Source organism: Stenotrophomonas sp. ZAC14A_NAIMI4_1 (genome assembly GCF_003086915.1).
Taxonomy (GTDB): Bacteria; Pseudomonadota; Gammaproteobacteria; order Xanthomonadales; family Xanthomonadaceae; genus Stenotrophomonas.
In genome coordinates this window covers 4,349,157-4,374,676 of the sequence record NZ_CP026002.1, presented here as the reverse complement: position 1 = coordinate 4,374,676, position 25,520 = coordinate 4,349,157, and the positions used below count along the sequence as shown (strand labels likewise).

Genomic DNA, 25,520 nt, shown 5'->3' with positions numbered 1-25,520 from the left:
GCCCAGCCGTACTTCCCAAGCGGACTCGTCGAAACGCTCGGTCTGTCTCGAGTAGCCCGCAAGCTCGACATAATCGCCTTTTGGCGGGGAGCCTCGCGCAGCGGAAGAAGTTGCAATAACGCCCATGACCAACAACACGGTGACTGCCCGCATAGGAACTCTCCAGCGCCGAGTGGAGTTCCAGTTTGATCGCCGAAGTAAACACGCAGTACCGAGAAACCCCGCACGCTGGTATCAGAGTTCACCGCAACTGCCTTCTTGGTCGCCGCAAACGCCACGCAGGCAGCGAAGACCACGCTGCACCAGGCAGGTACCCGCAGCGTCCGTGTTGTCATTGCAGACTCCGGTCATCCGTTGACGGTCGGGGCGATGATAGAGCTCCGCTGATGCAGCCGAGCATGGGCTCGGCTCTACAGGACTGGTCAGCGCCCGCGCAGATGGAACGCCACGGGCACCATCACTTCCACCGGGTCGCCGGCCACTTCGGCCGGCGGCACTGGAACCGGGCTGGCGCGCTGCACGGTTTCCAGGGTTTCCTGGTCCAGCAACGCGAAGCCACTGCCGCGCTCGATGCGCGCGGCGGACACGCGCCCATCGCGGTACACGGCAAACCGCACATACACCACGCCCTGCTGGCGCAGGCGCTCGGACTGGCGCGGGTAGCGCCGGTGCTGCTGCAGGTGGCCCAGTAACAGGCCCTGCCAGGTGGCGTTGGCGCGGCTGCGCTCGCCGGCGGTGGTCTGCTGCGCGGCGTATCGCGTGGCAACGTCGGCGGGAACCTCTGGCGGTGCGGTGCTGCGCTCGACATTGGCGTCCGCGCTGTCCTGCGCCGTGCTGGCCGGCACCTGCGGTTTCGGCGGCAGATCCCCCTGCGGCTGCGGCGGCACCTTGGGCACGGGCGGCGGTTGCGGCGTGGTTTCGCGGCGCTGCTGTTCCTGCTGCAGCGGCCCGGTCGGCAGCGCGCGTGGCGGAGCCGGTGGCGCCTGCACGGTCGGTGCCAGCTCCAGCATCAGCGCGGCCGGTGGCGCTGCCGTGGGCGCCGGTGCAGCGCGCGCATGCCACCACCACACGGCGCCGGCCAGCACCGCGTGTGCCAGCAGCACGATCGCCAGGCTGGTCGCCCAGCGCCGCAGCGTGCTCATCGTGCGCCCTGCTCCAGGCCAACCAGGGCCACCTTCAGGTAACCCGCCGCACGCAGTGCATCCAGGGTGGCCATCAACTCGCCATAGGGCACGCGCTGGTCGGCGCGCAGGTAGATGCGCTGCTCCGCATCACCGTGCGTGGCCGCCTGCAGCGCAGCGGACAGCCCGTCGCGCGCGACCGGCATTTCGCCCACGCGCAGCGACAGGTCGGCCTGCACGGTCACGTACACCGGGGCCTGTTCGCTGGGCGTGGCCTGCGCGCTGCTGGCCGGCAGCTGCACCGGTACCGACACGGTGGCCAGTGGCGCGGCCACCATGAAGATGATCAGCAGCACCAGCATCACGTCGATGAAGGGCGTGACATTGATCTCGTGCGCTTCTTCGGGCGTGTCGTCGCGGTCGGATGCGGTCCTGATCGCCATTCAGTGCACCGCACGCAGTGCACTGGCCGGGGCACGCGCAGCGGCACGGTCCAGATCGCGCGAGACCAACTGCTGCACCGCCGCCGACAGATCACCCAGCAGGCCACGCAGGCCAGCCAGCACGCGGCTGAAGTGGTTGTAGACCAGCACGGCGGGAATTGCCGCGACCAGGCCCAGCGCGGTGGCCAGCAACGCCTCGGCGATGCCCGGTGCAACCACGGCCAGGTTGGTGGTGTTGCTGTGGGCGATGCCGATGAAGCTGTTCATGATGCCCCACACGGTGCCGAACAGGCCCACGAACGGCGCCACCGCACCGATGCTGGCGAGTACGCCGATGCCGCGCCGCTGCACGCGTGCGGTGTCCAGTTCCAGCCGGTCCAGGCGCGAGGCGACGCGTTCCTTGATGCCGTCGCGGCACGCCAGGTCCTGCGACAGGCGCAGTTCGCTGCGTGCCGCCTCCAGCATCGCCGCCGCAGTGCCTTCGGCCAGCGCAGCATCCACATCGCCGGCGGGCAGGTTTGGCGCCTCCAGCAGCCGCGCGCGGGCCGCACGCAGCGCGCGCGCCTGCCGCGACAGCTCCCAGCCCTTGGCCAGCAGCACGGTCCAGGTGGCCAGCGAGGCGACGGCAAGCAAGATCATCACGGCTTTGACCACCACGTCGGCGGCCAGGTACATGCCCCACGGGGTCAGGGCGGAAGTGGCCAGGGGCGCCAGGTCAGCAGGCAGCATCGTCGCGGGTTCCATCAGAATCATGAGTAGACGCGCGGCGGCGGGCCGCGCGGGGTTCGGCATCGTCCACTTCCACCAGTGGGGTGGGGTCGAGCCGCGGCGCTGGCCGGCTCAGGACGTAGCCGGCGCTGGCCGCAAAGAACAGGCCCACGCCCAGCAGCAACCGCCAGGAGGGATGCGCGCCCCAGCAGAACAGCGCGAAGCCCACCACCATGCCGGCGCTGGCGAACGCCTTGCCCTTGCGCGACACCGCCCCCTGCTCGCGCCACAGGCGCAGCGAGGGGCCATAGCGCGGATGGGCCAGCAGGCGCTGCTCGAACTTCGGCGAACTGCGGGCGAAGCAGCCCACCGCCAGGATCAGGAAGATGGTGGTGGGCATCACCGGCAACAACGCACCGATCACGCCCAGGCCGACCATCAGCCAGCCCAGCGCGAACCAGAGCCAGCGCATCAACGTTGGCCGCTCATGCGCCGAATTCCACTTCGACATGGCCATGCACGCTGCGGAAGGCCGCATCGGCGGCGTCGATCACCTGCTGTTCCTGCTCGGCCGACAGCGGCACCGCGTCCAGCGCCGCCGTGAACTCGCGCCAGTGGCGGGCGGCGCCATCGGGGTGTGCCGCCAGGTGGCGCGCGCCGAAATCACGGTCCAGGCCCAGCGCGGCGGCCATCTTGTACAGCACCGTGCCGCCCAGGTTGGAGCCTTCGGCCACGTACAGCCAGCCCAGCGCGGCCGGCAGCGGCAGGTCTGCAGCCAACGGCATGATGTCCTGGCCCGGCAGGGTCTGCTCGAGATCCTGCAGGTCGTTGCGCACCTGCTGCAGGCGGCGGCGTTCGTGCAGGGCCGGCAGCAGTGCGTCCAGTGCGGGGCTGGCGTAGAGCGCGTCGATGCTGCGGTGGAAACGGTACTGCACGCGCAGGAAGCGGGCGAAGTTGCCACGGTCGGCGAAGATGTCGCCGGCCATGATGCGCTTGTCGAGCGCGCCATGGCTGTCACGGGTGGCGGCCTTCAGGCGCACGCTGCGGCTGTCGTCGGGGGAGGTTGTCGCGGTCATCGGGGGGTGCCAGGGGGAAGCGTCGATCATGAGACGTGCCACGAGGGGGTTCCCCCAAGGCGGCATGCGTCGATAATGCAGCTTACCTTTCCCCTCCAGGCAGCTTCCGATGATCACCACCGAACCGAGCATGACCAACCTGTTCCTGCAGCTGGGCCTGGACGCCAGCGCCGAGGCCATTGCCGGGTTCATCGCCGGCCACCAGCTGGCCAACGGCGTGGAAGTGGCCGATGCCGCGTACTGGAGCGATGCGCAGCGCCAGTTCCTGGCCGAATCGCTGCAGGCTGATGCAGCCTGGAGCACCGTGGTGGACGAGCTGAATGAAGCGCTGCACGAAGACGCAGTGAAGGCCGCGACCGGGCGGTAAGCGCGCCAAGGGGAGCGCCGGGCATGGCCCGGCGCTACCGTTTCATCTGCGTGATCCGCCGGGCATGGCCCGGCGCTACCGTTTCATCTGCGTGATCCGCCGGGCATGGCCCGGCGCTACCGTCTTTCTGCCTGATCCGCGCTACCGGTTTTTCAGTAGATCCACGCCATGCGTGGATGGCCGGTCAGTACTTCCAGGTCAACGCCAGGCGCGCGGTGCGGCCCGGGGCCGGCATCACGCCCAGGGCCAGCGGGTCCAGGTAGTAGCGGTCGGTCAGGTTGTCGACGTTGGCTTCCACCGACAGCTGGTCGTTGAAGCTCCAGCTGGCGAACACGTCCACCAGGGTGGTCGGCCGGTACAGCTGCTGGATCGCCGACAGGCCGACGTTCCATTCCTTGTCCAGCTTGCTGATCGGGCCGGCGTTGTGGACCACGCGGGTACCGAAGGTCAGCCGCTCGTCGAACAGGCGCGAACCGACGGTCAGGTTGACCATGTAGCGCGGCGGGTTCTGCGTGTTCGAGTACGAACCCTCGAAACCACCATCGACGCAGTCGGGCGTGTTGGCCAGTTCCTCGATCCTGCGCTGCACGCCATAGGCGCGACGCTCGGCGGCGATGTCCGGTGCGCAGGTCTTGGCCTTGAAGTAGTAGTGCGCTGACAGGTCGGCGAACAGCTTGCCGCTGTCATAGCTGGACTGGAACTCCAGGCCCGACACCTTGAACTGATCGACGTTGCGGATCAGGCCGGCCGACAGCGTGCGGTAGTCGCGGGTGATCAGGTCGTCGATGCGGGTGTCGAAGTAGGCCAGCTTCAGCGCCAGGCGGTCGCCGGCGGTGAAGAGGTCATGGCGGATGGTGCTGGCGCCCAGTTCCCAGCTGCGCGCACGTTCGGGCTTGAGTTCGGCCACCGGCTTGGCGGCGGTGAACAGCCCCAGGGTGGTCTCGAACAGGCTCGGCAGCTTGGTGCCTTCGGCGTACTTCAGGTAGACCATGCTGTCTTCGCTGAAGCGGAAGGCGACGCTGGCGGTCGGCGAGAAGGCGCTGTCGCGGCGGCGGATCGGCTTGGACCAGGTCCAGCTGACCGGCACTTCCAGGTCTTCGGCATCATCGGCGTCGTAGAAGTTCCAGCCGCCGATGTCAGCCACGGTACCGCGCTCATAGGGCGAGGCCAGCAGCGAGTCCTGGGTGAAGTTGCCGTTGGCATCGGGGTACCAGTTCAGCAGGGCGATGCGCTTGGCCCGCCACGACGGCAGGCTCGGGTCGCCGTTGAGCAGTTCGGTGTAGCGGTACTGGCCCTGCACCTCGTACTGGTCGGGGGTGGCCAGGCGGTTGCGGTCGTGCACGTCCACGCGGTTCCAGCGGCCACCGGCCTGCACTTCCCAATGCTCGTCCGGCGCCCACTTCAGCGAGGCCACGGCACTGTATTCCTTGCGCTCGGCATTGCGCAGGAAGCGGTTGTTGACCAGGTCGTCGTGCATGATCGGGCCGGAGCTGCCCGGCGCGATGTCCTCGTCGCTGTAGGCCAGGCCATAGTCGAGGGTAAAGCGACCTGCGCCGGTCTCGAAGATCGAGGTGTTGCTGGCGTCCAGGCCGAAGTGCTTCTGCCGCAGCGGATTGCGGTAGGCGTCCTTGTAACCGGGGTTGCCGCTGAAGCTCGGTGCGTCGTACCACTCGGTGCGGCGGTCGTAGTACCACGGGGTGATGCCGGTCAGGTTGTTGTACATCACGCTGTCGGTATCGGTGTACCAGGCGTTGATGCGCAGGTCGACCTTGTCGCTGTCCGGGTTGAAGCGGTAGCGCGCACTGTAGCTGTCCATGTCGACGTGGCCCGGGTCCCACTGCGGCACGCGGTCGCGGTCCACGCGGATGATCTGCGAGGCCATGATCTCGCCCGCCGTGCCTTCATAGCGGCGGTAGCCCAGCTCCAGGGTCTGCACCTCATCGATGCGCCAGGTGCCCTTGAGCAGCGCCGACTTCGACCGCGAGGACGTGTTGAACACTTCCGTGCGCGGCGGGTTCAGCGGCGCCAGCGTGCGCCGCGTCTGCGGAAAATCGTCGTAGCCGTGCTTGCCCGCGAAGTAGTTGCCGTTGTCGCGGTACGCATAGGCGGCGACCAGGTCGAAGCGATCCCAGTGGCCGGCGGCGGCGACGTTGAAGAACTGGCTGCCACTGGCGCCACGGTCGGTGCGGGGTGCGGCGTCGTAGTCCGGCAGGTTGTTGGCGCTGTTGTTGGCCAGGCCACCACGCACGCGTACGCCGACATCGCGGCCTTCGCGCAGGACGTCATCGACGTTCAGTGTTTCCATTTCCACCACGCCACCGATGCCCCCGGAGGCGTTGGCCTGCAGGCTCGGGCCCTTGGTGATGGTCAGCCGCGAGATCAGGTCAGGGTCCAGGTAGGTGCGCTGCGACTGGCCGGCGTAGCCACGGTAGGTGTCCATGCTGGACTGGCCGCCGTCGATGATGACCGGCACGCGGCTCTGCCCCTGGATGCCGCGGATGTTGACGTCGAAGCCGTTGCCCACGCGCGGATCGCCCGCAGTGACGCCGGCCACGCCCTTGACGATGTCGCCGTTGGACGTGCCGCGGAAGCGTTCCAGCTGGGTACGGTTGATCGTGGTGGTGGAACCGACGCTGCGGTAGCTGTCGAGCAGGCGCGCTTCGTCGCTGACCGCACCGCCGTCGATGTGCTCGCCGGACACGCTCAGCGTGTCGGTAACGATGACGCCGCTGCCGGCCTGTGCCGGCGCCGCTTCCAGCGTCACCGCGTCGCTGCCGACCCGGCGCGCGACCAGGCCACTGCCCTGCAGCAGGCGCGACAGCGCATCACTGGCCGACAGCGTCCCGCTGACCGCCTGCGAGGTGACACCGTTGCCGAGCGTGGCCGGATAGGCCACCTGCACGCCGGACTGGCGCATGTAGGCGCGCAGCGCGCCATCCAGCGGCTGGGCAGGAATGTCGAAGCGCAGCAGCGCGGCGGGCGCGGTGGTGCTGGACTGGGCCAGCACGGTCGGCGCGGCGCCGGCCAGGCCAGCGGCGAGCAGGGCGATGCACAGACGGGACGGGCGCGGTGCGCGGCCCGGACGACGGAAGTCGGACATGGGAAACCTGTGAGGGGAACGGAGCCGCGGGCGCGGCGTCATCCGCGCGGGGCGCGGACACAACGACGTACGTGGCGGCGGCGGGTACGTTCGCTGGGTAGGACGAATGGGGCGCGGGGAACCCCAAGGCCGATTCATCCACGCATGGCGTGGATCTACCGGTGCGTGATCCAGTAGAGCCAAGCCATGCGTGGCTGCAGGGTTGCCGATCGATTCATCCACGCATGGCGTGGATCTACCGGTGGACGATGGCGACGCCCAGCGGCAGGCGTGTGACCTGCAGGCCTGCGGTCGCGGCCAGCGTGTCCAGCGCCTGTTCCGGCTGGTCGATGCGCAGGGCCGCGCTGACTGCCGGCAGGCGCGACAGGTCACCGCGCACGAAGGTCGGGCCACGGCGATAGCGGCCCACCTCCTGCACGGCATCGGCCACCGTGGCGTCATCCAGCAGCAGCTCGCCCTGGCGCCAGGCGCCGACGCGGTCGGCAGCCACGTCCGCCAGGCGGGTCACGCCGCTGTGTGCGCCGTACATCGCGCGCTGCCCCACCTGCAGGTAGGTCCAGCCGCCATCGATCGGGTTGGCCACGCGCACCCGTCCCTGCCCCACTTCGGTTTCCACGGTGCTGTCATGGCGGGCGACGGTGAACGCGGTGGAGATGTCTTCGACCACGCCATTGCCGGCGGCCACGCTGAAGCGGCGCTGCGCATCCGGGGTCACCTCGAACCAGGCGCGCCCCTGCAGCAGCTCGATACGGCGGGCGTGTGCATCAAAGTGCACGGCAATCGCGCTGTCGGCATCGAGCACCGCACGGCTGCCGTCGGGCAGCTGCACCGCCTGCACCTGGTGGTTGCTGCGATGGTCGGCCTGCAGGCGCAGCCAGGCGTCGGGGGCGGTTACCAGCAGCGCCAGAGCGGCTGCGGCGGCGGCGGCCCAGTGCAGGCGGCGGCGGGAACGCACACGCCCACGCGCCGCTGGAAGCGTTGCGGCTGTGGCCACTGCCACCGGCGACGCGCCGAGGCTGCGCCACAGGCGCCGTTCGTGCTCGAAGGCACGACGATGCCCTGGCTGCGCCAGCCACTGCTCGAACGCCTGCATGCGCGCATCGCTGTGCTCGCCGGACGCCAGGAACACGATCCAGTCCCGGGCCTGTTCGGCCACGGGGTCGTCTGCGCGGGCGCTGGAAGGGGAGTGCGGGCTCATCGGCTGGCAGGCGGACGCGGTCAGGCGCAGTGGAAAGGACGGAACCGCACTGCGGCCCGTGGATCAAGACGTTCGTCGTGCAGCGGCCCCCAAGGGCGATTGATCATCGACCCTCGCGGGCCCAGGCCAACCGGGCCAGGGCGCTGCGCACGTGGTTTTCCACCGTGGTGACCGACACGCCCAGGCGGCGGGCGATCTCGGCCTGGGTCAGCCCCTGCAGCCGGTTGAGGTGGAAGATGGTGCGGGTCGGCTCGGGCAGGTGCCCGGCGGCATCCAGCACCCGCTGCAGCTCATCCTGGGCCATCACCTGATCCTCGGTGGACACCTCGTCCTCCTCCTGCCACAGGTAGTGCTCGGCCAGCAGGCGGTTGCGGCGCGTCGACTCGCGGCCATGGTCGGTGGCCAGGTTCATCGCCAGGCGGTACAGGTAGGCCCGTGGGTTGTCGATGCACTGCTGGTTGTCGACACCACGCGCCTTGAACCAGACCGCCTGGATCACATCCTCGGCACCACTGTCGCCGCCGAGGATGCGCTGCACCCGGCGCAGCAGCGCCGGCCGTTCGCGGATCAGCAGTTCGGTGAGGGTGGCGGCATTGGAAGGCATGCGCGGAGGACGGGACAGACGGGGGCGGCGCGCATGCTACTCCGTAAATGCGAATCAGTCACGTTTGCATCGATTGCCGGGCCTACAGGCAATCGACCAGCGCGTCGTAGACACTGGTCGAGGTACCGGGCAGTGGCACGTCGATGGAATCCCGAGGCGGCACCGTTTCCAGCGCGTGCAGCAGGCTCTCCAGGGGCGTGCCCTCCGCCAGCGGCAGCACGCAGGCATAACTGCGCAGATCCACCTCGATGCTGCCGTCATCCAGCACCGAGGTGTTGCTGCCCGCGAACGTCCAGGTGCAGCCCGCCACCTGGCCACTGGCCCGCTCCACCGAACAGCGCAGGCGCATGGCCTGCAGGTTGTAGTACTCGCCTTCGCAGAAGGTGTCGCCGCAGACGTCGTCGAAGCCGGCCACCAGTGCACGTTCAACGCCGCGGAAGCGCTCCCAGCCACTGCCCTGGTCCGGATACAGCCGCGCATCGACGTAACGGTCCCCGGCGAGGGCGGGCACGCCTGCCAGGAGCAGTGGCAGGCCGATCATCCATCGCAGGACGCGCATCATTGCACCCTCCCGTGGTTGCCGGGCCCCTGCAGGCACCCCAGCAGACCGTCAAACAGGCCCCGGCCCAGGCCGGGGAATGGCGCCTCCACCCCGTCCGGCCCCGACAGCACCGCGTGGAACTGTTCCACCGGTACGCCCGGCTGCAGGTCCACAGGACAGACCCAGCGGCCATTGTCTGCTTCCACTTCGCCGGTATCCGGCTGCACGCGCAGCTCGCTGGCGGCCACCACCCAGGCGCAACGGTCGACCACGCCGGCCCGCCGCTGCACCGCGCAGCGCACCTGCATCACCCGGTAGTTGGTGTAGTCACCGGCGCAGATCGTATCCGCGCAGATCCGGTCAAACCCCTGCATCAGGGCAGCTTCCAGGTCGTAGAAGCGGTCCCAGTTGGCCTCGCTGGTGGGGAAATCGATCAGATCGACATGGCTGCCGGCAAGCGCCGGCGGGGTAACGGTCAACAGGACGGCAAGGCCACAGCAGCGTATCCAGGTCATGGCGGCGTTCCTCGGGAATGAAGCCACAGCCTGCCCCGCCCCAGGCACCGGCCCTATCGGGGAACCCCGCCCCGGCCCCTCCGGCGGGGACCACTACGAAGGTCGGCGCTGCCCTACCCTGCACAGCGCCCGGCAAAGGCATAAAATGGTCAGCTATCCGTCCACATCCCCCACCTGGAGCACACCATGGGTCTGGAACTCGTCTCGCCCGGCAAGAACCCGCCGGAAGAAATCAACGTCATCATCGAGATCCCGAAGGACTCGGAGCCGGTGAAGTACGAAGTGGACAAGGAAACCGGCGCGATCTTCGTCGACCGCATCCTGTCGACCCCGATGCGCTACCCGTGCAACTACGGCTACGTGCCGAGCACCCTGTGCGGCGATGGCGACCCGGCCGACGTGCTGGTGGTGCTGCCGCTGCCGCTGGTCCCGGGCTCGGTCGTGCGTTGCCGTCCGGTCGGCGTGCTGAAGATGAGCGATGAAGCGGGCAGCGACGAGAAGATCCTGGCCGTGCCGGTCTCGAAGATCTTCAGCGGCTACGCCCATGTCGAAGACATCGCCCAGGTGTCCAGCCACTGGCTGGAGCGCATCGGCCACTTCTTCGAGCACTACAAGGACCTGGAAAAGGGCAAGTGGGTCAAGCTGGACGGTTGGGGTGGCGCGGCCGAGGCCAAGCAGATCCTGATCGAGGCGCACCAGCGCCACCTCGACAGCAAGGCCTGAGCCTGAACAGGATCGCTCCGGTGCTGCGCGCCGGAGCGATGCTGGTCACGTTTCAACACTGCGGGCCATCACTGTTGGCGCCGTATTAGGTAAATTGCGTCACTTCACACGTCATCGACGCACACCGTCGAGACAGCCAGGGGAATGTGTCGTGCGTATTCTGCTAGTTGGGGATTCAGCCAGCCTGCCGGCTGAGCTGAGCGAATTCATTGCCGATCTTGGGGAAGAATGGCAACCGCTGACCGCCGTCGATGGCCACACTGCGATGACCGCGGTGGCTGCGCAGGGCGTGGATGCGGTGATCGTCTGCCCGCAGCTGCCCGACCTCAACGCAACCACGTTGCTCGGCCAGATCCGCACGCTGCGGCCTGAAACCATCCGTATCGCGCTGGTCGATGCCCAGCATGGCAACCGGCCGCCGCCGGCGCGCCTGATCGGCGTGGCCCACCGCTTCCTGCCGCTGCCGCTGGCGCCGGAAGTGCTGCTGGAAGCGCTGACCAGCCTGGAAGAGCTGCGCGACGTGCTGGACAGCCCGCGCCTGCGCGATGCCATCGGCCGCATCGAGAAGCTGCCCTCGCCGCCGCACCTGTACCTGAGCCTGACCCAGGCGCTGGAACATGACGACGACACCGACAGTGCCGACGTGGCCAAGCTGGTTGCCGCCGATCCGGCGATCGCAGCCAAGGTGCTGCAGCTGTCCAATTCGGCATTCTTCAGCCAGGGCCGCACCATTGCCGACCTGCGCACCGCAGTGACCCGCCTGGGCCTGGCCACGCTGCGTGACCTGGTGCTGGCCAGCGAAGTGTTTTCCGCACCGACGCTGTCCACTGCCGAGCGCAATTCGCTGCAGCAGCGCGCGCTGATGGCCTCGCGCCTTGCCGCGCGCCTGCTGCCTGAATCCAGTGCCGAGCTGGGCGCGACGGCCGCCCTGCTGGCCGATATCGGCCTGCTGCTGCCGGGCGTGCGCAACGAGCGCAGCGAACCGGCGCTTGCCGACGATCCGCGCCCCGGCCATGCCGAGGCCGGTGCCTACCTGCTGGGCCTGTGGGGCCTGCCGATGCCGATCATTGAAGCAGTGGCCTTCCACCTGCAGCCGCAGCGTGCCAACACGCGCAGCTTCTGGGTGACCGGTGCGGTGCACGTGGCCCTGGCGCTGGTCAACGGCGACCCGGTGGACGAGGACTACCTGCAGCGTGCCGGCGTGCTGAACAAGCTGCCGCAGTGGCGCGAGCATGCCAACAGCCTGATGGGGCTGGTACCGACCGAAGCCTGAGCCGGCCCGAAGCCGTATTTCCCCAGGATGGCGCGCCGTGAGGCGCGCCATCGTCGTTTCAGCGCTGGGGACAGGCGTCCAGCACGCAATCGCGCCACAGCGCCTCGCAGTACGCGGGCAGGTACTGGCCCGAAGCGAGGCACTCCTGGCGCAGCTCGGCGCAATAGCGGCCGCCCTGGCACACGATGATGCCGGCCGAGGCACTGCCGGCCACGGCGAGGCTGGCGAGGAAGACAGCGGCAAGTTTCTGAGCGAACGTCATTTTCATATCGATCTCTCAATCGTCCTTCATTGGACCGACTGACCGTATCAACGGAAAGGCCGCCCAGACCGTGATTGGGATCACCGAAACATCAAACTCAGATTTCCCTGACCCCACACGCAGAGAGGGCGGACCTTGCGGCCCGCCCTCCTTGTGTTGCTACACCGCTTCGATGGATCAGAAGCGCTGGGTGTACTTCATGTACAGGAAGCGACCCACGTCGAAGCCACCGTAGTAGGCGAACGCCGAGTTCGGGGCCGAGTACATCAGCGGACCCTTGTGATCGAACACGTTGTTGGCGCCCAGGGCGATGGTGGCATCCCACGGTGCCTTCCAGCTGACCTGCAGGTCGTGGAAGGTGTTGGAGCCGGTCTTGCGCAGCGGGTCAGCCTCGCCGTTGGCGTAGTGGTTCGGCGCATTGCACCAGAACTCGCCGGTGTCGATGCAGCCTTCCTTCATGCCCGAGTAGTAGCGAGCGGTGTAGTTCACGCCGAAATCGCCGTACTGCCAGTTGACGCCGAGGTTCGAACGCACGCGGAACAGGCCGGCTTCGCCGACGCGACCGATCGTGATGGTGTCGCCGTCGCTGTTCTGGCCTTCCTCGTCGTACTTGGACATGTAGCTGGTCGTCCAGTCGATGTTGAACTGGCCGATGGCCAGCTCCGGCAGGCGGTACTTGACACCCAGGTCGAAACCTTCGGTTTCCATCTTGCCGAGGTTGGCGGTGCCGTAGGTGATGCCGCTGACGTGGCCGTCATTGCCACGGACGACGTCAGCGCAACGGGCCGAGTTGCCCAGCACGTAGCAGTCACGCAGGATGCGGTCGACGCTGTCAGCGATGATCATGTCGCTGATTTCGTACTTGTACCAATCCAGCGACAGGTCCAGGCCCTGCACGAACTGCGGGCTCCACACCAGGCCGAAGGTGGTGCTCTTCGAGGTTTCCGGCTTCAGGTTCGGGTTGGCACCGGAGATGAACTGGTCACCCGACTGGCACGGCAGGGTCGAGCAGACCTTGCCGGCCTGGCCCACCTGGGTGTAACCCACCGGCACGCCGGCCGAGTTGCACGCGGCGTTGCCGTTGACCGAACCCGGAGCGGTGATGCCGCAGGGATCGATGTACGACTCGAAGCTCGAGCTCAGGCCACCGTACAGGTCGCTGATGGTCGGAGCACGGAAGCCTTCGGCGTAGGTGCCGCGGACCAGCAGGCCGTCCATCGGACGCCAGGTCAGGCCGAACTTGCTGTTGGTGGTGCCACCGAAGTTGCTGTAGTCCGAATAACGGCTGGCAACGTTCAGGGTCAGTTCCTTGGCGAAGGCCACGTCGGCCAGCAGCGGCACGTTCAGTTCGAGGTAGACCTCGTTCAGATCGTACTCACCACGGGTCGGCTTCTGGCCCAGGCCGGTGGACTGGCCCGACTGTGCGAAGGCGTCCGGCACGTAGCTGCCTTCTTCCTTGCGGTGCTCGACACCCAGGGCGAAGCCCAGGTCACCGGCCGGCAGGGTCACGATGGAACCGGCCAGGTTGGCAGTGAAGCTGGTGGTCTTGGTGATGCCGCGGGTGGTGAAGGTCGGGAACAGGAAGTCCTGCAGTTCCTGGTCAGCCAGCGAACCCTGGCCTGCAACGCCGTACGGCAGCAGCGGGTTCCACGGGCGGCAGCCCGACAGCGACGGGTTCAGCACGCCCTTGACGCCGCACTGGGCAATGCCGTTGTCGTCGATGTACGAAGCGCCCAGGGCCTGGCGGGCACCGATCAGGCTCATGTCACCGCGGTTGGTCTTGATCGACTCGTTGCGGTTCCACAGTGCGCCGACGTCCCAATCGAAGGTCTTGCCGGCGAAGTCGAAGTAGCCGCTGACGGTCGGCGCGAAGCGCAGGGTCTTCAGCTGGCTGTCGGTGGTACGCGGCACTTCCCACAGGCGACGGCGGAAGCTGACGTCCTGGCCGGGCACCGGGTTGAAGGCGCTGCTGCCGCTCAGCGGGGTGTTGATGTCAGTCGAAGCGGACTGGTACGGATAGCCGGCGATCTGCTGGAACGTCTGGCGCTCGTTGTAGAGCAGGTCAGTGTTCAGGCTGATCGAATCGGTGAAATCGTAGGTGCCGTTGATGTAGACCGACTTGCGCTTCACGCCGGTCAGCAGGGTCATCTGCTGGTTGGCATTGGCGTATTCGTCTTCGGTCAGCTCGTGGTAGTCGCCAGCGTTGTTCGGGTTGCCGCCCTGGTTCAGGGTCTGCCACACCGCGGTCTTGCCGTCTGCACAGTTGTACAGGGTCGGGTTGCACCAGGTGCTGTTCTGGCTGACCGGGCTCCAGTCTGCCGAGGTCGAGTTCGGACCCAGCGCGCCGTCACGGCTGTACCAGCGGTCCTTGGCCCACACCGGATCCTGCTTGTTGTATTCGGCCGACAGGGTCAGGCTGCCGCGCTCACCGCGGGCACCCAGGGTCATCGAATAGGTTTCGGTGTCGCCGTCGCCATTGCCGTACTGGCCAACGTAGACCTGCGCTTCGCCACCGTCGAAGTTCTTGCGGGTGATCACGTTCACGACGCCGGCGATGGCATCCGAACCGTAGATCGAGGACGCGCCGTCCTTCAGGATCTCGATGCGCTCAACGGCCGACATCGGGATCTGGCTCAGGTCCTGCAGGCCGGCGGTGGAAGCGCCCAGGCGCTTGCCGTTCATCAGCACCAGGGTGCGCTCGGCGCCCAGGTTGCGGATGTCGACGTAGTAGCCGCCGACGTTCTCGCCCGAAGCCAGCGACTCCGAACGCGAGATGGCCGGGGAGCCGGCCGAGGTGAGGTTGTTCAGCACGTCAGCGACGCTCGAGAAGCCCTGCTTTTCCAGGCTTTCACGGGTCATCGTCAGGATCGGCTGCTGCGTCTCCATGGCGGCGCCGCGGATGCGCGAACCGGTGACCGAAATACGATCGAGGTCGGTGGTGCCAGAAGCCGCTTCCTGGGCGGAAGCAAACGCAGGCGTCAGCGCCAGCGCAATGCCGGCCGGCAGCAGGCCGAGACGCACTGCGGGATTACGGAAGTTCATCAATCTCTCCAAGGTACGTGTTAGCAGCGTGTTAAAACACCCCAGCACGTTACGATTGCGTTGCAGCGCTGTATTTGCGCGACACACCCGGAGACTTTGCCGATTGTGGCGGAAGCTTCGCGCCGTTTTCACGAAAACGCGAAGCAGAGGTGCCGTAGCGCGCGCGGAAGGCGCGGGCGAAGCTGCAGCAGTTGTCGAAGCCGCTGGCGGCGGCCACCTCGCCCACCATCATGTCGGTGTCGCGCAGCAGGTCCGCGGCACGCTCCAGACGCAGGCGTGCGGACAGCGACTGCGGGCTTTCCTCGTACAGGCTCTGGAAGGTCTTGGAGAGGTACCAGCTGGAGAAGTTGGTCAGCTCGGCCAGTTCGCCGATGCGCACCACGCGATGGCTGTTGCCTTCCAGGTACAGGCGGGCGCGCTGCATGCGGCCGAATACCTGGCGCTTGCGGCTGCGCGAGCGGCCCGGGCAACGCTGCACGTTGTCCGCCAGGCTGCGCTGCAGGCCTGCCAGGTGCAGCAGCAGCGGGCGCAGTGCCGGCGCCGGCAGGCCATTGGCCAGCGCGTCACGCCACAGGCGCAGGCCGACACGGGCGTCGCTGCGGCTCATCCGGCCACGCCCTGCGTACAGGCCGCAGTCGGCCATCTCGGCCAGCACGCGCAGCGCTTCGGCGTTCAGGCTCAGGCCCACGCACAGGCCATTGCGGCCGGCCTGCACCAGCGGACGCGATTCCTTCTCGAACGCGATCCATTCGCCCTGGCGCAGCCGGAAGCGGCCTTCCTTCGCCTCGACCCAGGAGGTGCCACGCACCTGCATCCACACCGTGAAGCTGGTGCCGGAGGTCTGCAGGCTGCCGAGACGGGCCACGCCCAGGCAGGTCGGCGAAACATCGTCGATGGCCTTGTCGAGGGACACGGTTTGGCCGCGATCGGCCAGGGAGAGTTGACGCATGGAGGCACCACGGATTTGCCAAGTACAGGCCACCGTTTTGCCTAATCAGGTGCCTCCGCGTCAGGAAAGTCTGACGAGATCGCCACGAATTCGCGACGAGATCCCCACGAAGAAGTTACGAAGGCCCATTCTCTTTGAAAATCATGAACTTGCTGAAGGCCGGAAACAGCGGCGGTGGCTGCCGGGGCAGGCGCATGACGCCGATGTCGGCGCCGTCACTGACCGCCAGGGCGAGATACAGGTCGTTTCCATCGGCGCTGGCGCTCAGGCCATTGCCAGCACTCAGCCGCTGCGCATCCAGACAGCGCTCCGGCTGCTCCTGGCCATCGCGCATGCGCACCAGCGTGGTGGCGCAGGCATTGCTCGTGCCCAGGTAATCAACACCGCCCTGCCCCGCCACGGTCCACGTCCGGTAGCGCCAACGGCTGGGCCGGTCCTGGCTGATCTGCTGGACGCTGTCCAGCGCCAGGGCCGGATCGATCGACCACAGCCCGCTTGCGGCCAAGCGGGTGAACACCACGCGCCCGCCGCTGCGGTCGAAGCGGGCCTGGGACACGCCTTCCAGGCTGGCCAGGCGCCGCCAGGGCTGGCTGCTGCGGTCGAACAGGCTCAAGCGGGTGTGCTGGTCCGCATCACGCTCCAGCACCAGCAGCTGGTCCGGCGCCGCCCCGTACAGGACCTGCAGGGGCTGCTCGACCGGCACTGGCAGCAGTTGCAGCCGCTCGTCGCGGGGAGCGATCTCATAGACCACCGCCTTGCCATGCTCATCGCGGCCTACCACCAGCACCTGGCGGCTGTCCTCGGACCAGTCCGGGGCCTGCCGGCCTTCCGGGCGCAGCCCTTCGATCGGCCGCAGCGAATCAGGCCGCTGCAGGTCCGCCCACCACAGCGCGAAGCTGCCGGAACGGTCGGAACTGAAGACCATCTGGTGGCCATCGGGGGCAAGCATCGGCTGCCCGTCACGCCCACTGGAGGCAAACAGGCGCTCGCTGGCGCCGGTCGACGGCATCCTGAACACGCCGAACTGAGCGCGGCGATGGACGAAGGCGAGCATGTCGCCGCGTCGCGACACCGCCGGCCACTGCGCATCATCCAGGCCGGCATCACGCAGGGTGCGCCGTGCCACGTCCAGGTAGTACAGGCGCGCTTCGCTGTCCACGCGGCGGCCGAACACGATGCTGCGGCCATCGCCGAGCCAGGCCCAGCCGCGCAGTTCCGCTGCCTCGTTGGTCAACTGCTCGGGCGTGCCGCCCGCAGCCGGCACACGCCATAGATCGCCCAGCTGCGGGTTGCGCACGAACACCAGCCAGCGGCCGTCCGGCGAGTAACGCGGGGCGTAGTCGAAATCGTCCTCGTCCACGGCGTAATCGAGCGCACGCCACTGCCCGGTAGGCAGGTCCAGCACGCGGATGCCGCGATGGGCGTAACGGCCCACCATGCTGCCGAACACCAGGCCACGGCCATCAGGCGTCCAGTCGAAGCTCAGCAGTTCGGTGCCATCACAGCGGGTGGCCTGGCGCAGCGCGCCGCCGGTGGCACTGGCCACCAGCACCTGGCAGCTGCCGCCAGCGCCGAAACGCGCAAAGGCGATCTCGCGGCCATCCGGTGACCAGGTGGGGAAACGATCGTTGGCACCTTCCGGCGGCGACAGCAGCTGGCGCGCCGGCGCATTGCCTGAGGTCTGCACCTTGATCGCGTTGCCGCCCTTGCCGTCCTCGTTGGCGCCTTCATAGGCAACCTGCGAACCGTCCGGCGACAGCGTGGGATAGGTCTCGAATCCAGCGGTTGCGGTAATCAGCCGGTACGGGCGCTCGGGGCTGCCGATCACGCGCATGCCATCTTCCACGGCGGCATCCACCGGCGAACTCACCGGCGACGGACGCCGCACCAGCAGCACGGTCATCACCAGCAACGCCAGCAACATGGCAATGCCCAGCGCCAGCAGCAGGCGCCGGCGCCAGTAACGCCAGCGACGGCGTGCCAGCGACTGCGCAGCAGGCGGCGGCGTTGCCAGCGCAGCATCGATGGCTTCAGCCAGCGGCGGCGTTGCGTCGTCCACGCCTTCCGGCGCTGCATCGGCCAGCACCTGCACCGGTACAAGCAATCGATAGCCGGTCTTGGCGATGGTTTCGATGTACGCCTGGCCGTTGTCCTGGTCGGTGCTGAACGCCTTGCGCAACTGCGTCACGGCCTGGGTCAGCACATCGTTGGTCGGCAGCGTATCCGGCCACACTTCGGCGAACAGTTCTTCGCGCGTGACCACGCGCCCGGGTTGACGCAGCAGCACGCGAAGCACGCCCAACGCCTTCGGCGTCAGCCGACGCGGACGACGCGCACCCACGACATCGACCTCTCGCGAGGACAATGTCACGGTGCAATCGCCGATGCGTATGCGATCGGCTTCAGGCGGCTGGGTTTCGCTGCTGGTCATCTGCTGCTACAGGTTTGAAACGGGCCACGGAAACAACAATGGGTCGATACCACTCAGTCCGGGGCACAGCGAGAAGCCAGATTCCGCAAAAAGCATCAGCGCATACCGCAAAAAAAACCAAGCCGACGAATATTAGCCTATGCAGGTTACCTCGCCTACGCGTGGACGACATCAGGCTCTCTCTCGCCGACGCATTCACATAAGCAGCAACATCATTCGCGCCCTTCTGGGCGCGAAATTTTTATCTAACGTTCATTTTCAAAGCCGCCGGATCATGGTCAGGCCGACCAGTCGCGAAACCACCAGAGCGACGTACATAACCCCGGAAAACTGCTCCAGCATGACCAATGCGCGTGCCTGCGGATGCAGTGGAACCACGTCACTGAGCCCTACCCCGGACAGCAAGCTGAAGCTCAGATAAAGCAGTTCCATCCACGTGCGTTGAGGGCCCTCTCCGCTGCCCTGGAAACTGCCCGGATACCACTGCTGGCACACTGCAAATGCGAACGCGAATCCCCACGCGAGCAACGTGAACGTGGCACCGGCAGCGAACAGTTCATCGCGGGTGACCTTGTGGTCCTGCAGCATGTAGGCGATCAGCGCGCCTGCCGTATAGAAATACAGCAGGCTTTCCAGCAGCTGCGCCGTGGTGCCCAGCGCCGGGCGGTCCAGCAGCGCACCGGCGATGGAGAACACCACTGACGGGATGGCCAGCACCAGCGCCAGCCAGGTTCCCAGCGGGCTGCGCTGCACCACCCACAGCGCAAGGCCGAGCACGGCCATGCCGAACACGCCGAGTGCGGCACGCCCGCCTGCAGTGTCATCCAGCGCCGGGTACAACAGCACGGCAATCAGCTGCGCACCCAGCAACCAGGCAGAAGGATGACGGCGGGCGATGGCCAGCCAGCGGGTGGTGATGGCAACGGGCATGGCGTCCTTCCCCTGGTCGATGGCGCGAGGATAGCCGGTGCGGCGTGGATGCGTGGTGGTAGCGCCGGGCCATGCCCGGCGGTTTCCACGGACCGCTGCGCTCGCCGGGCCTGGCCTGGCGCTACCGCTGCCAACCTGCCTCGGCGTAGTCGCGCACATCCTGGGTGATCTTCATCGAGCAGAAGTTCGGGCCACACATCGAACAGAAATGCGCCTGCTTGTGTGCATCCTTCGGCAACGTTTCGTCGTGGAAAGCCTTGGCCTTTTCAGGATCCAGGCCGAGGTGGAACTGGTCTTCCCAACGGAACTCGAAGCGTGCCTTGCTCAGTGCGTTGTCGCGCACCTGCGCACCGGGATGGCCCTTGGCAAGGTCTGCCGCATGCGCCGCGATGCGATAGGCCATGATGCCGTCGCGCACGTCCTGGCGGTTGGGCAGTCCCAGGTGTTCCTTCGGCGTCACGTAGCAGAGCATCGCCGTGCCGAACCAGCCGATCATCGCTGCACCGATGGCGCTGGTGATGTGGTCGTAGCCCGGCGCGATGTCGGTGGTCAGCGGCCCCAGCGTGTAGAACGGCGCTTCACCGCATTCGCGCAGCTGCTTGTCCATGTTTTCCTTGATCAGCTGCATCGGCACGTGGCCAGGGCCTTCGATCATGGTCTGCACATCGTGCTTCCAGGCGATCTTCGTCAGTTCGCCCAGCGTTTCCAGCTCGCCGAACTGTGCCGCGTCGTTGGCATCGGCAATGCAGCCCGGGCGCAGTCCATCGCCCAGCGAGAAGGTCACGTCATAGGCCTTCATGATTTCGCAGATCTCTTCGAAATGCGTGTAGAGGAAATTTTCCCTGCGGTGCGCCAGGCACCACTTCGCCATGATCGAACCGCCGCGGCTGACGATGCCGGTCACCCGGCTGGCAGTGAGCGGCACATAGCGCAGCAGCACGCCGGCGTGGATGGTGAAGTAATCCACGCCCTGCTCGGCCTGTTCGATCAGCGTGTCGCGGAAGATCTCCCACGTCAGCGCTTCGGCGCGGCCGTCGACCTTCTCCAGCGCCTGGTAGATCGGCACGGTGCCGATCGCCACCGGCGAGTTGCGGATGATCCACTCGCGCGTTTCGTGGATGTGCTTGCCGGTGGACAGGTCCATCACGGTGTCGCCGCCCCAGCGGATGGCCCACACCAGCTTCTCCACCTCTTCGGCGATGCCCGAGGACACCGCGCTGTTGCCGATGTTGGCGTTGATCTTGGTGAGGAAGTTGCGGCCGATGATCATCGGCTCGCTTTCCGGGTGGTTGATGTTGTTGGGCAGCACCGCGCGCCCGCGGGCGATTTCCTCGCGTACGAATTCGGGGGTGATGATGTTCTGGATGGCAGCGCCGAACGATTGCCCCGGATGCTGTTGCAGCAGCACTGCATCACGGATCGCTTCCAGACGCTGGTTTTCGCGGATGGCGACGAATTCCATTTCCGGCGTGATGATGCCGCGCCGCGCGTAATGCATCTGGGTGACGTTGGCACCGGCACGCGCACGCCGTGGCAGGCTCCGCGCCGGGAAACGCACGGGGTCGAGCTTTGCATCCTGCTCGCGGCCACGGCCGAACGCAGAGCTCAGGCCATCAAGCTGTTCGGTATCGCCACGCTCCTCCACCCAGCCACGGCGCAACGCCGGCAGCCCTGCGGAGAGATCGATCTGCACCTCTGGATCGGTGTACGGGCCGGACGTGTCGTAGACGGTGACCGGCGCGTTCTCGCCGCCGCCGAACAACGCGGGCGTGCGCGCCAGCACGATCTCGCGCATGGGCACGCGCAGGTCCGGGCGTGAGCCGGGCACGTGGATCTTGCGCGGGCCGGCAATCGGCTCGGTCACCGAGGCGGAGAGTTGCTGGGCCTGTTGCTGCAGGGCGGAAAGCTGTGCGTTCATCGGGCATCGTCCAGAAAGGTCAGGGACGAAGCGGCGGCGCACTGCGCACCGCGCCCGGACGGTCCTTGGGCGGACTCCGGGCACGGCAGCACTGCAAAGCTTCCCTACGCCGGTATGAGCCGGATCAGGTTCCAAGGGACTATCTCAACCGCGACCACCAGGCCGCGGTACCCCCGCTTCTTGCCGCGCATTAGAACACAGAGCTGCTGGCTGGGGTCAGAGCCCATTGCGGAGCAACGGGATCCGACCCCTCGTTGACGGAACGATGACATTGCGTTCAATAACGTGATGCAGTGCCGCATGCGCGGCCCTCGCTGCAAGCTCTGGCTCGCTCCCCTCACTCGCTTGATCGGAGAAGCTCCTTCATGGTGTTTCGCATTTCCATCGCACTGGTGCTCGTCCTGGCGCTTCTTGCCGGCTTCGCGCCAGGCCCCTTCAACACCGTGGTGCAGTCGGTACTGGCCGATGTCATCCGCAGCGTCGGCTGGCTGTATCTGCTGGTGGTATTCCTCGCGCTGACCTTCTTGATGTACCTGGCATTCGGCCGCTTCGGCAACCTGCGCATCGGCGGCGAAGACGCCGAACCCGAGTTCTCGCGCGCGAGCTGGATGTCGATGCTGTTCGCCGCCGGCATGGGCATCGGCTTGGTGTTCTGGGGCGCGGCCGAGCCGATTTCCCACTTCACCAAGCCGCCGGAAGGGCTGGCACCGCAGAGCATGGAGGCCGCGCGCGCCTCGATGCGCTATGCGTTTTTCCACTGGGGCCTGCACCCGTGGGCGATCTACGCGCTGATCGGCCTGGCGATGGCCTGGTTCCAGTTCAACCGCAATGGGCGCGGCCTGGTCAGTGACATGCTGCAGCCGATCATCGGCCGCCACCACCGCGGCTGGATCGGCAAGGTGGTGAACATCGCCGCCGTCGTCGCCACCGCGATCGGCGTGGCCACCACGCTGGGCTTCGGCACGATCCAGATCGCGGCCGGCGTCGAGCGCGTGTTCGGGATCCAGGCGACCGTCGCCGTGCAGATGACCATCATCGCGGTGGCGTTCGTGCTGTACATGGCCTCCACGGCCAGTGGTGTCGAGCGCGGTGTGAAGTGGCTGTCCAACTTCAATCTTGCACTGGCGGCTCTACTGGCGGCCATCGTGCTGGTGCTCGGGCCGACCGGCTTCATCTTCGACACGTTCACCACCACGCTGGGTTCCTACCTCAACCAGCTGGTGACCATGAGCCTGCGCATGTCGCCGTTCTCCGGCAGCACCTGGGTCGCCGACTGGACGATCTTCTACTGGGCCTGGTGGATCTCGTGGGCGCCGTTCGTAGGCTCGTTCATCGCGCGCATCTCCCGTGGGCGCAGCGTGCGTGAGTTCGTCATCGGTGTCGTACTGGCGCCCACGGTACTGGGCTTCTTCTGGTTCTCCGTGTTCGGCGGTACGGCGCTGTGGGCAGAAATCTTCGGCGATGCCAATCTGGTGCAGGCGCTCGGCAATGGCTATGAAACCGTGCTGTTCACGATGTTTGACAGCATGCCGATGCCGTTGCTGCTGTCCTGTGTCGCGCTGGTGCTGCTGATGATCTTCTTCGTCACCTCGGCCGATTCAGCAGTGCTGGTGCTGGCGAGCATGTCGACCGACGAGGCGGGCGATCCGCCGCTGAAGCGCAAGATGGCGTGGGGCGTGGCAGTGGCATTGATCGCTGCGGCGCTGCTGCTGGCCGGCGGCCTGGATGCGCTGCAGGGGATGATCACGATCGCGGCGTTGCCGTTCGCGCTGCTGATGATGCTGGTGATGGTGTCGCTGTACCGGGTGCTGGACCAGGAATACACACTTGAGCGACGCAGGGTGCAGCGCCAGCGGCACATGATCGATGCGTGGATTGCGCGCGAGATGGCGGCGCAGGAAGAGACGCAGGCGGAGGCGGCGCGCGCGCAGGATTCGGATTGAGGGTGTTTTGCAGGGCTGGCAGCCCTGCACCTGCAGAAGCCGAAGCAAGATCAAAAGCGGCTCTGGGTTGCTGCTGGTTGGGCGGGGCGGTGTGGGTGGGCAGGACACGCCGTAAACCCGTCCCTGGGGGCTCGATGGCGCCATCCATGGCGCCAACGGTCCTGCCCACCCACACCGCCCCACCCCCGACAGTTTCCCGGTGACGGTTGGTTCTCCACGCCATGCGTGGATGAGGTGTATCGGAAAACGAGAAGGGGTCGGATGCGTTTTCCTGCGGAAAACGGATCCGACCCCACCCAAAGCACGCGGCTGTGGCCGTTGCTTTTGCCTTTGCTCTTCTTTTTTCTTTTCCTGCGGTGGCGGCCACGGAAACTGTCAGGGGCCGGGCGGGTGGGCTGGGCGGGGGTGTCAGCCGCATGGATGCGGCTGCCAAGCCTCCAGGGACGGATTCACGGCGTCCCCCGACCAGCCCACCCGCCCGGCCCAATCACGCACACCGGCTTCCGAACCACCACCGCAGAGGGGGCTCAGCCCGTTGGCCGGAAACCTCAGTACCCCGCCGCCTGCCCATCCTTGCGGCTCTCCGAAGCGCCGTAATACACGCCGCTCTCCGGATCACGCATGATCGCCTGGTAGCCGCCATACGGGCCGTCGGCAAACACGATGCGATGCCCCTTGCGCATCAGCGCGCGCACCGTCTCGTACGGGAAGCCGGTTTCCAGGTTCACTTCGCCACCGTCACTCATCGCCGTCGCCTGCCCGGTCGGTTCGGTCGATCCCTCGTGCTGGATGCGCGGCGCATCGCCGGCTTCCTGCAGGTTCATGCCGAAGTCCACCAGGTTCATCACGATCTGCGCGTGGCCCTGCGGCTGCATCGCGCCCCCCATCACGCCGAAGCTGGCGTAGGGCTTGCCGTCCTTGGTGATGAAGCCCGGGATGATGGTCTGGAACGGGCGCTTGCCCGGTGCGTAGCCATTGGGGTGGTTCTTCTGCAGCACGAACATCTCGCCGCGGTCCTGCAGGATGAAACCCAGCCCCGGCGGTGCCATGCCGCTGCCCATGCCGCGGTAGTTGGACTGGATCAGCGACACCATCATGCCGTCGGCGTCGGCCACGGTCATGTAGATCGTGTCACCCTCTTCCAGCTGCTTGGGCGTGCCCGGCTGCACTTCCTTCAGCGCCTTGTCCATCGAGATCAGCGCGCGGCGCTGCGCGGCGTAGTCCTTGGAAATCAGCTTCTGCACCGGTGCCGGCTGGAAGGCCATGTCGGCGTAGAAGCGCGCGCGGTCGGCGAAGGCCAGCTTCTTGGCTTCGACGAACAGGTGCACGTGCTCGGGCGAGCCGAACGGAATCTTCGAGAAGTCGTAGCCTTCCAGTACGTTGAGGATCTGCAGCGCGGCGATGCCCTGGCTGTTCGGCGGCAGCTCCCACACGTCATAGCCTCGGTAGTTGCTGCTGACCGGTTCGACCCACTCGCCATGGTGGTCGGCCATGTCCTGGTAGCTCAGGTAGCCGCCGTTGGCCTTGAAGTAGTCGCCGATGGTGTGGGCGATGGCGCCCTTGTAGAAGGCATCGCGGCCGCCGTCGGCAATCTGCTGCAGGGTGTTGGCCAGGTTCGGGTTCTTCCACATCTCGCCCTTGCGCGGGGCGTGGCCGTTGATCGTGAACTGCTCCTTGAAGCCGGGGTACTGCGAGAGCTTGGGTACCGAGCGGTCCCAGTAGTAGGCGATGACCTCGGCCACCGGGTGCCCCTCGCGGGCATAGCGGATGGCCGGGGCCAGGTTGTCGGCCATCGGCTTGCGGCCGAAGCGCTCGTGCAGGGCAAACCAGCCATCGACCGCGCCGGGTACCGACACCGGCAGCGGGCCGGTGGCGGGGATGTCCTTCAGGCCGCGACGCTGGAACTCGGCCAGGGTCAGCGACTTCGGCGAGCGGCCCGAGCCGTTGTAGCCGTACAGCTTCTGGGTCTTCGGATCCCAGACGATCGCGAACAGGTCACCGCCGACGCCGTTGCCGGTCGGCTCCATCAGGCCCAGGGTGGCGTTGGCCGCGATGGCGGCATCGACGGCCGAGCCACCGGCCTTCATCACGTCCAGCGCGACCTGGGTGGCCAGCGGCTGCGAGGTCGCGGCCATGGCATGCGGGGCGATCACCTCCGAGCGGGTGGCGAAGGTGTGGCCGGTGATGCGATCGGCGGCGGAAGCCAGGGTCGGCAGGGTCGCCAGGAGGGCGGCGACAAGCAGGGAACGGGCAAGGCGTCGGGACACGGTCGGGTTCCGATGGAAGGGTGGTCCCCCGATCTTCGCCGTTGCGGCCTTCACGCGGTATCGGGCAGAGGTCATGGAAGGCAGCGGCAATCCGCCGGGCATGGCCCGG

The 25,520-nt window shown here is 67.0% G+C and carries 21 protein-coding genes and 1 riboswitch; of the genes, 4 read left to right on the top strand and 17 right to left on the bottom strand.

Annotation, left to right across the window (positions count from 1 at the left end; all coding sequences use genetic code 11):
- Positions 1 to 422: 422 nt before the first annotated feature.
- From C1926_RS19975 to C1926_RS19955, 5 genes are read right to left on the bottom strand one after another with little or no spacing between them, the layout of a single operon-like run.
- Positions 423 to 1,142: an energy transducer TonB gene (locus tag C1926_RS19975; RefSeq protein WP_108760414.1), complete on the bottom strand. Its 720-nt coding sequence runs from the start codon at positions 1,140 to 1,142 to the stop codon at positions 423 to 425.
- Positions 1,139 to 1,564 carry a TonB system transport protein ExbD gene (gene exbD / locus C1926_RS19970; protein ID WP_108760413.1) on the bottom strand — a complete coding sequence of 142 codons (426 nt, stop codon included), beginning with the start codon at positions 1,562 to 1,564 and terminating at the stop codon, positions 1,139 to 1,141. The genes C1926_RS19975 and exbD overlap by 4 nt, the downstream gene beginning before the upstream one ends.
- A complete protein-coding gene (gene exbB / locus C1926_RS19965) occupies positions 1,565 to 2,293 on the bottom strand; it encodes a tonB-system energizer ExbB (RefSeq protein ID WP_108760412.1) in 729 nt (242 codons plus the stop codon). It lies immediately after the preceding gene.
- Complete coding sequence (locus tag C1926_RS19960; protein ID WP_108760411.1) at positions 2,280 to 2,744, bottom strand: YbaN family protein; 465 nt, start codon at positions 2,742 to 2,744, stop codon at positions 2,280 to 2,282. The genes exbB and C1926_RS19960 overlap by 14 nt, the downstream gene beginning before the upstream one ends.
- A 13-nt stretch (positions 2,745 to 2,757) precedes the next feature.
- A complete protein-coding gene (locus C1926_RS19955; RefSeq protein WP_108760410.1) occupies positions 2,758 to 3,348 on the bottom strand; it encodes a biliverdin-producing heme oxygenase in 591 nt (196 codons plus the stop codon).
- Between the two features lie 109 nt (positions 3,349 to 3,457).
- Between C1926_RS19955 and C1926_RS19950 the strand changes: the two genes are divergently transcribed.
- Positions 3,458 to 3,715, top strand: coding sequence for a DUF2789 domain-containing protein (locus C1926_RS19950; RefSeq protein WP_079223132.1), 258 nt, complete (start codon positions 3,458 to 3,460; stop codon positions 3,713 to 3,715).
- Positions 3,716 to 3,899: 184 nt separating this feature from the next.
- Here C1926_RS19950 and C1926_RS19945 read toward each other — a convergent pair whose 3' ends face one another.
- The 5 genes from C1926_RS19945 to C1926_RS19925 form a co-directional block, all read right to left on the bottom strand.
- Positions 3,900 to 6,815 (bottom strand): TonB-dependent receptor, encoded by a 2,916-nt coding sequence (locus C1926_RS19945; protein WP_108760409.1) that lies wholly within the window; start codon positions 6,813 to 6,815, stop codon positions 3,900 to 3,902.
- Positions 6,816 to 7,050: 235 nt separating this feature from the next.
- Positions 7,051 to 8,013, bottom strand: coding sequence for a FecR domain-containing protein (locus tag C1926_RS19940; RefSeq protein ID WP_108760408.1), 963 nt, complete (start codon positions 8,011 to 8,013; stop codon positions 7,051 to 7,053).
- Between the two features lie 103 nt (positions 8,014 to 8,116).
- Positions 8,117 to 8,617, bottom strand: a complete 501-nt coding sequence (locus C1926_RS19935; protein ID WP_108760407.1) for an RNA polymerase sigma factor — start codon at positions 8,615 to 8,617, stop codon at positions 8,117 to 8,119.
- An 82-nt stretch (positions 8,618 to 8,699) separates the two neighbouring features.
- Positions 8,700 to 9,176 carry a hypothetical protein gene (locus tag C1926_RS19930; protein ID WP_108760406.1) on the bottom strand — a complete coding sequence of 159 codons (477 nt, stop codon included), beginning with the start codon at positions 9,174 to 9,176 and terminating at the stop codon, positions 8,700 to 8,702.
- Positions 9,176 to 9,673: a hypothetical protein gene (locus C1926_RS19925; RefSeq protein ID WP_108760405.1), complete on the bottom strand. Its 498-nt coding sequence runs from the start codon at positions 9,671 to 9,673 to the stop codon at positions 9,176 to 9,178. Before C1926_RS19925 ends, C1926_RS19930 begins: the two co-directional genes overlap by 1 nt.
- 186 nt (positions 9,674 to 9,859) lie before the next feature.
- On the opposite strand from C1926_RS19925, the gene ppa reads away from it, so the two are divergent.
- Positions 9,860 to 10,396, top strand: a complete 537-nt coding sequence (gene ppa / locus C1926_RS19920) for an inorganic diphosphatase (RefSeq protein WP_005410935.1) — start codon at positions 9,860 to 9,862, stop codon at positions 10,394 to 10,396.
- A gap of 151 nt (positions 10,397 to 10,547) precedes the next feature.
- Positions 10,548 to 11,669 (top strand): HDOD domain-containing protein, encoded by a 1,122-nt coding sequence (locus C1926_RS19915; protein WP_079223137.1) that lies wholly within the window; start codon positions 10,548 to 10,550, stop codon positions 11,667 to 11,669.
- A 58-nt stretch (positions 11,670 to 11,727) separates the two neighbouring features.
- On the opposite strand, the gene C1926_RS19910 is transcribed toward C1926_RS19915, so the two are convergent.
- From C1926_RS19910 to thiC, 6 genes are all read right to left on the bottom strand, one after another.
- Complete coding sequence (locus C1926_RS19910) at positions 11,728 to 11,931, bottom strand: hypothetical protein (protein ID WP_254057340.1); 204 nt, start codon at positions 11,929 to 11,931, stop codon at positions 11,728 to 11,730.
- Between the two features lie 177 nt (positions 11,932 to 12,108).
- Entirely contained in the window at positions 12,109 to 14,973 is a 2,865-nt protein-coding gene (locus tag C1926_RS19905) for a TonB-dependent receptor (protein ID WP_108760403.1), read from the bottom strand.
- 49 nt (positions 14,974 to 15,022) lie between these two features.
- Entirely contained in the window at positions 15,023 to 15,922 is a 900-nt protein-coding gene (locus C1926_RS19900) for a helix-turn-helix transcriptional regulator (RefSeq protein ID WP_108760402.1), read from the bottom strand.
- A 115-nt stretch (positions 15,923 to 16,037) separates the two neighbouring features.
- A complete protein-coding gene (locus tag C1926_RS19895) occupies positions 16,038 to 18,353 on the bottom strand; it encodes a winged helix-turn-helix domain-containing protein (protein WP_108760401.1) in 2,316 nt (771 codons plus the stop codon).
- Between the two features lie 258 nt (positions 18,354 to 18,611).
- Positions 18,612 to 19,283: an ion channel gene (locus tag C1926_RS19890; RefSeq protein WP_079223143.1), complete on the bottom strand. Its 672-nt coding sequence runs from the start codon at positions 19,281 to 19,283 to the stop codon at positions 18,612 to 18,614.
- Positions 19,284 to 19,404: 121 nt separating this feature from the next.
- On the bottom strand, positions 19,405 to 21,201 hold the full coding sequence (thiC, locus tag C1926_RS19885) for a phosphomethylpyrimidine synthase ThiC (RefSeq protein ID WP_108760400.1): 1,797 nt from the start codon (positions 21,199 to 21,201) through the stop codon (positions 19,405 to 19,407).
- Positions 21,202 to 21,284: 83 nt separating this feature from the next.
- A riboswitch (TPP riboswitch) is annotated at positions 21,285 to 21,386 on the bottom strand.
- A gap of 180 nt (positions 21,387 to 21,566) precedes the next feature.
- On the opposite strand from thiC, the gene C1926_RS19880 reads away from it, so the two are divergent.
- On the top strand, positions 21,567 to 23,144 hold the full coding sequence (locus C1926_RS19880) for a BCCT family transporter (RefSeq protein WP_108760399.1): 1,578 nt from the start codon (positions 21,567 to 21,569) through the stop codon (positions 23,142 to 23,144).
- Between the two features lie 548 nt (positions 23,145 to 23,692).
- Here the strand turns inward: C1926_RS19880 and ggt are convergent.
- Entirely contained in the window at positions 23,693 to 25,411 is a 1,719-nt protein-coding gene (gene ggt / locus C1926_RS19875; protein ID WP_108760398.1) for a gamma-glutamyltransferase, read from the bottom strand.
- Positions 25,412 to 25,520 lie beyond the last annotated feature (109 nt).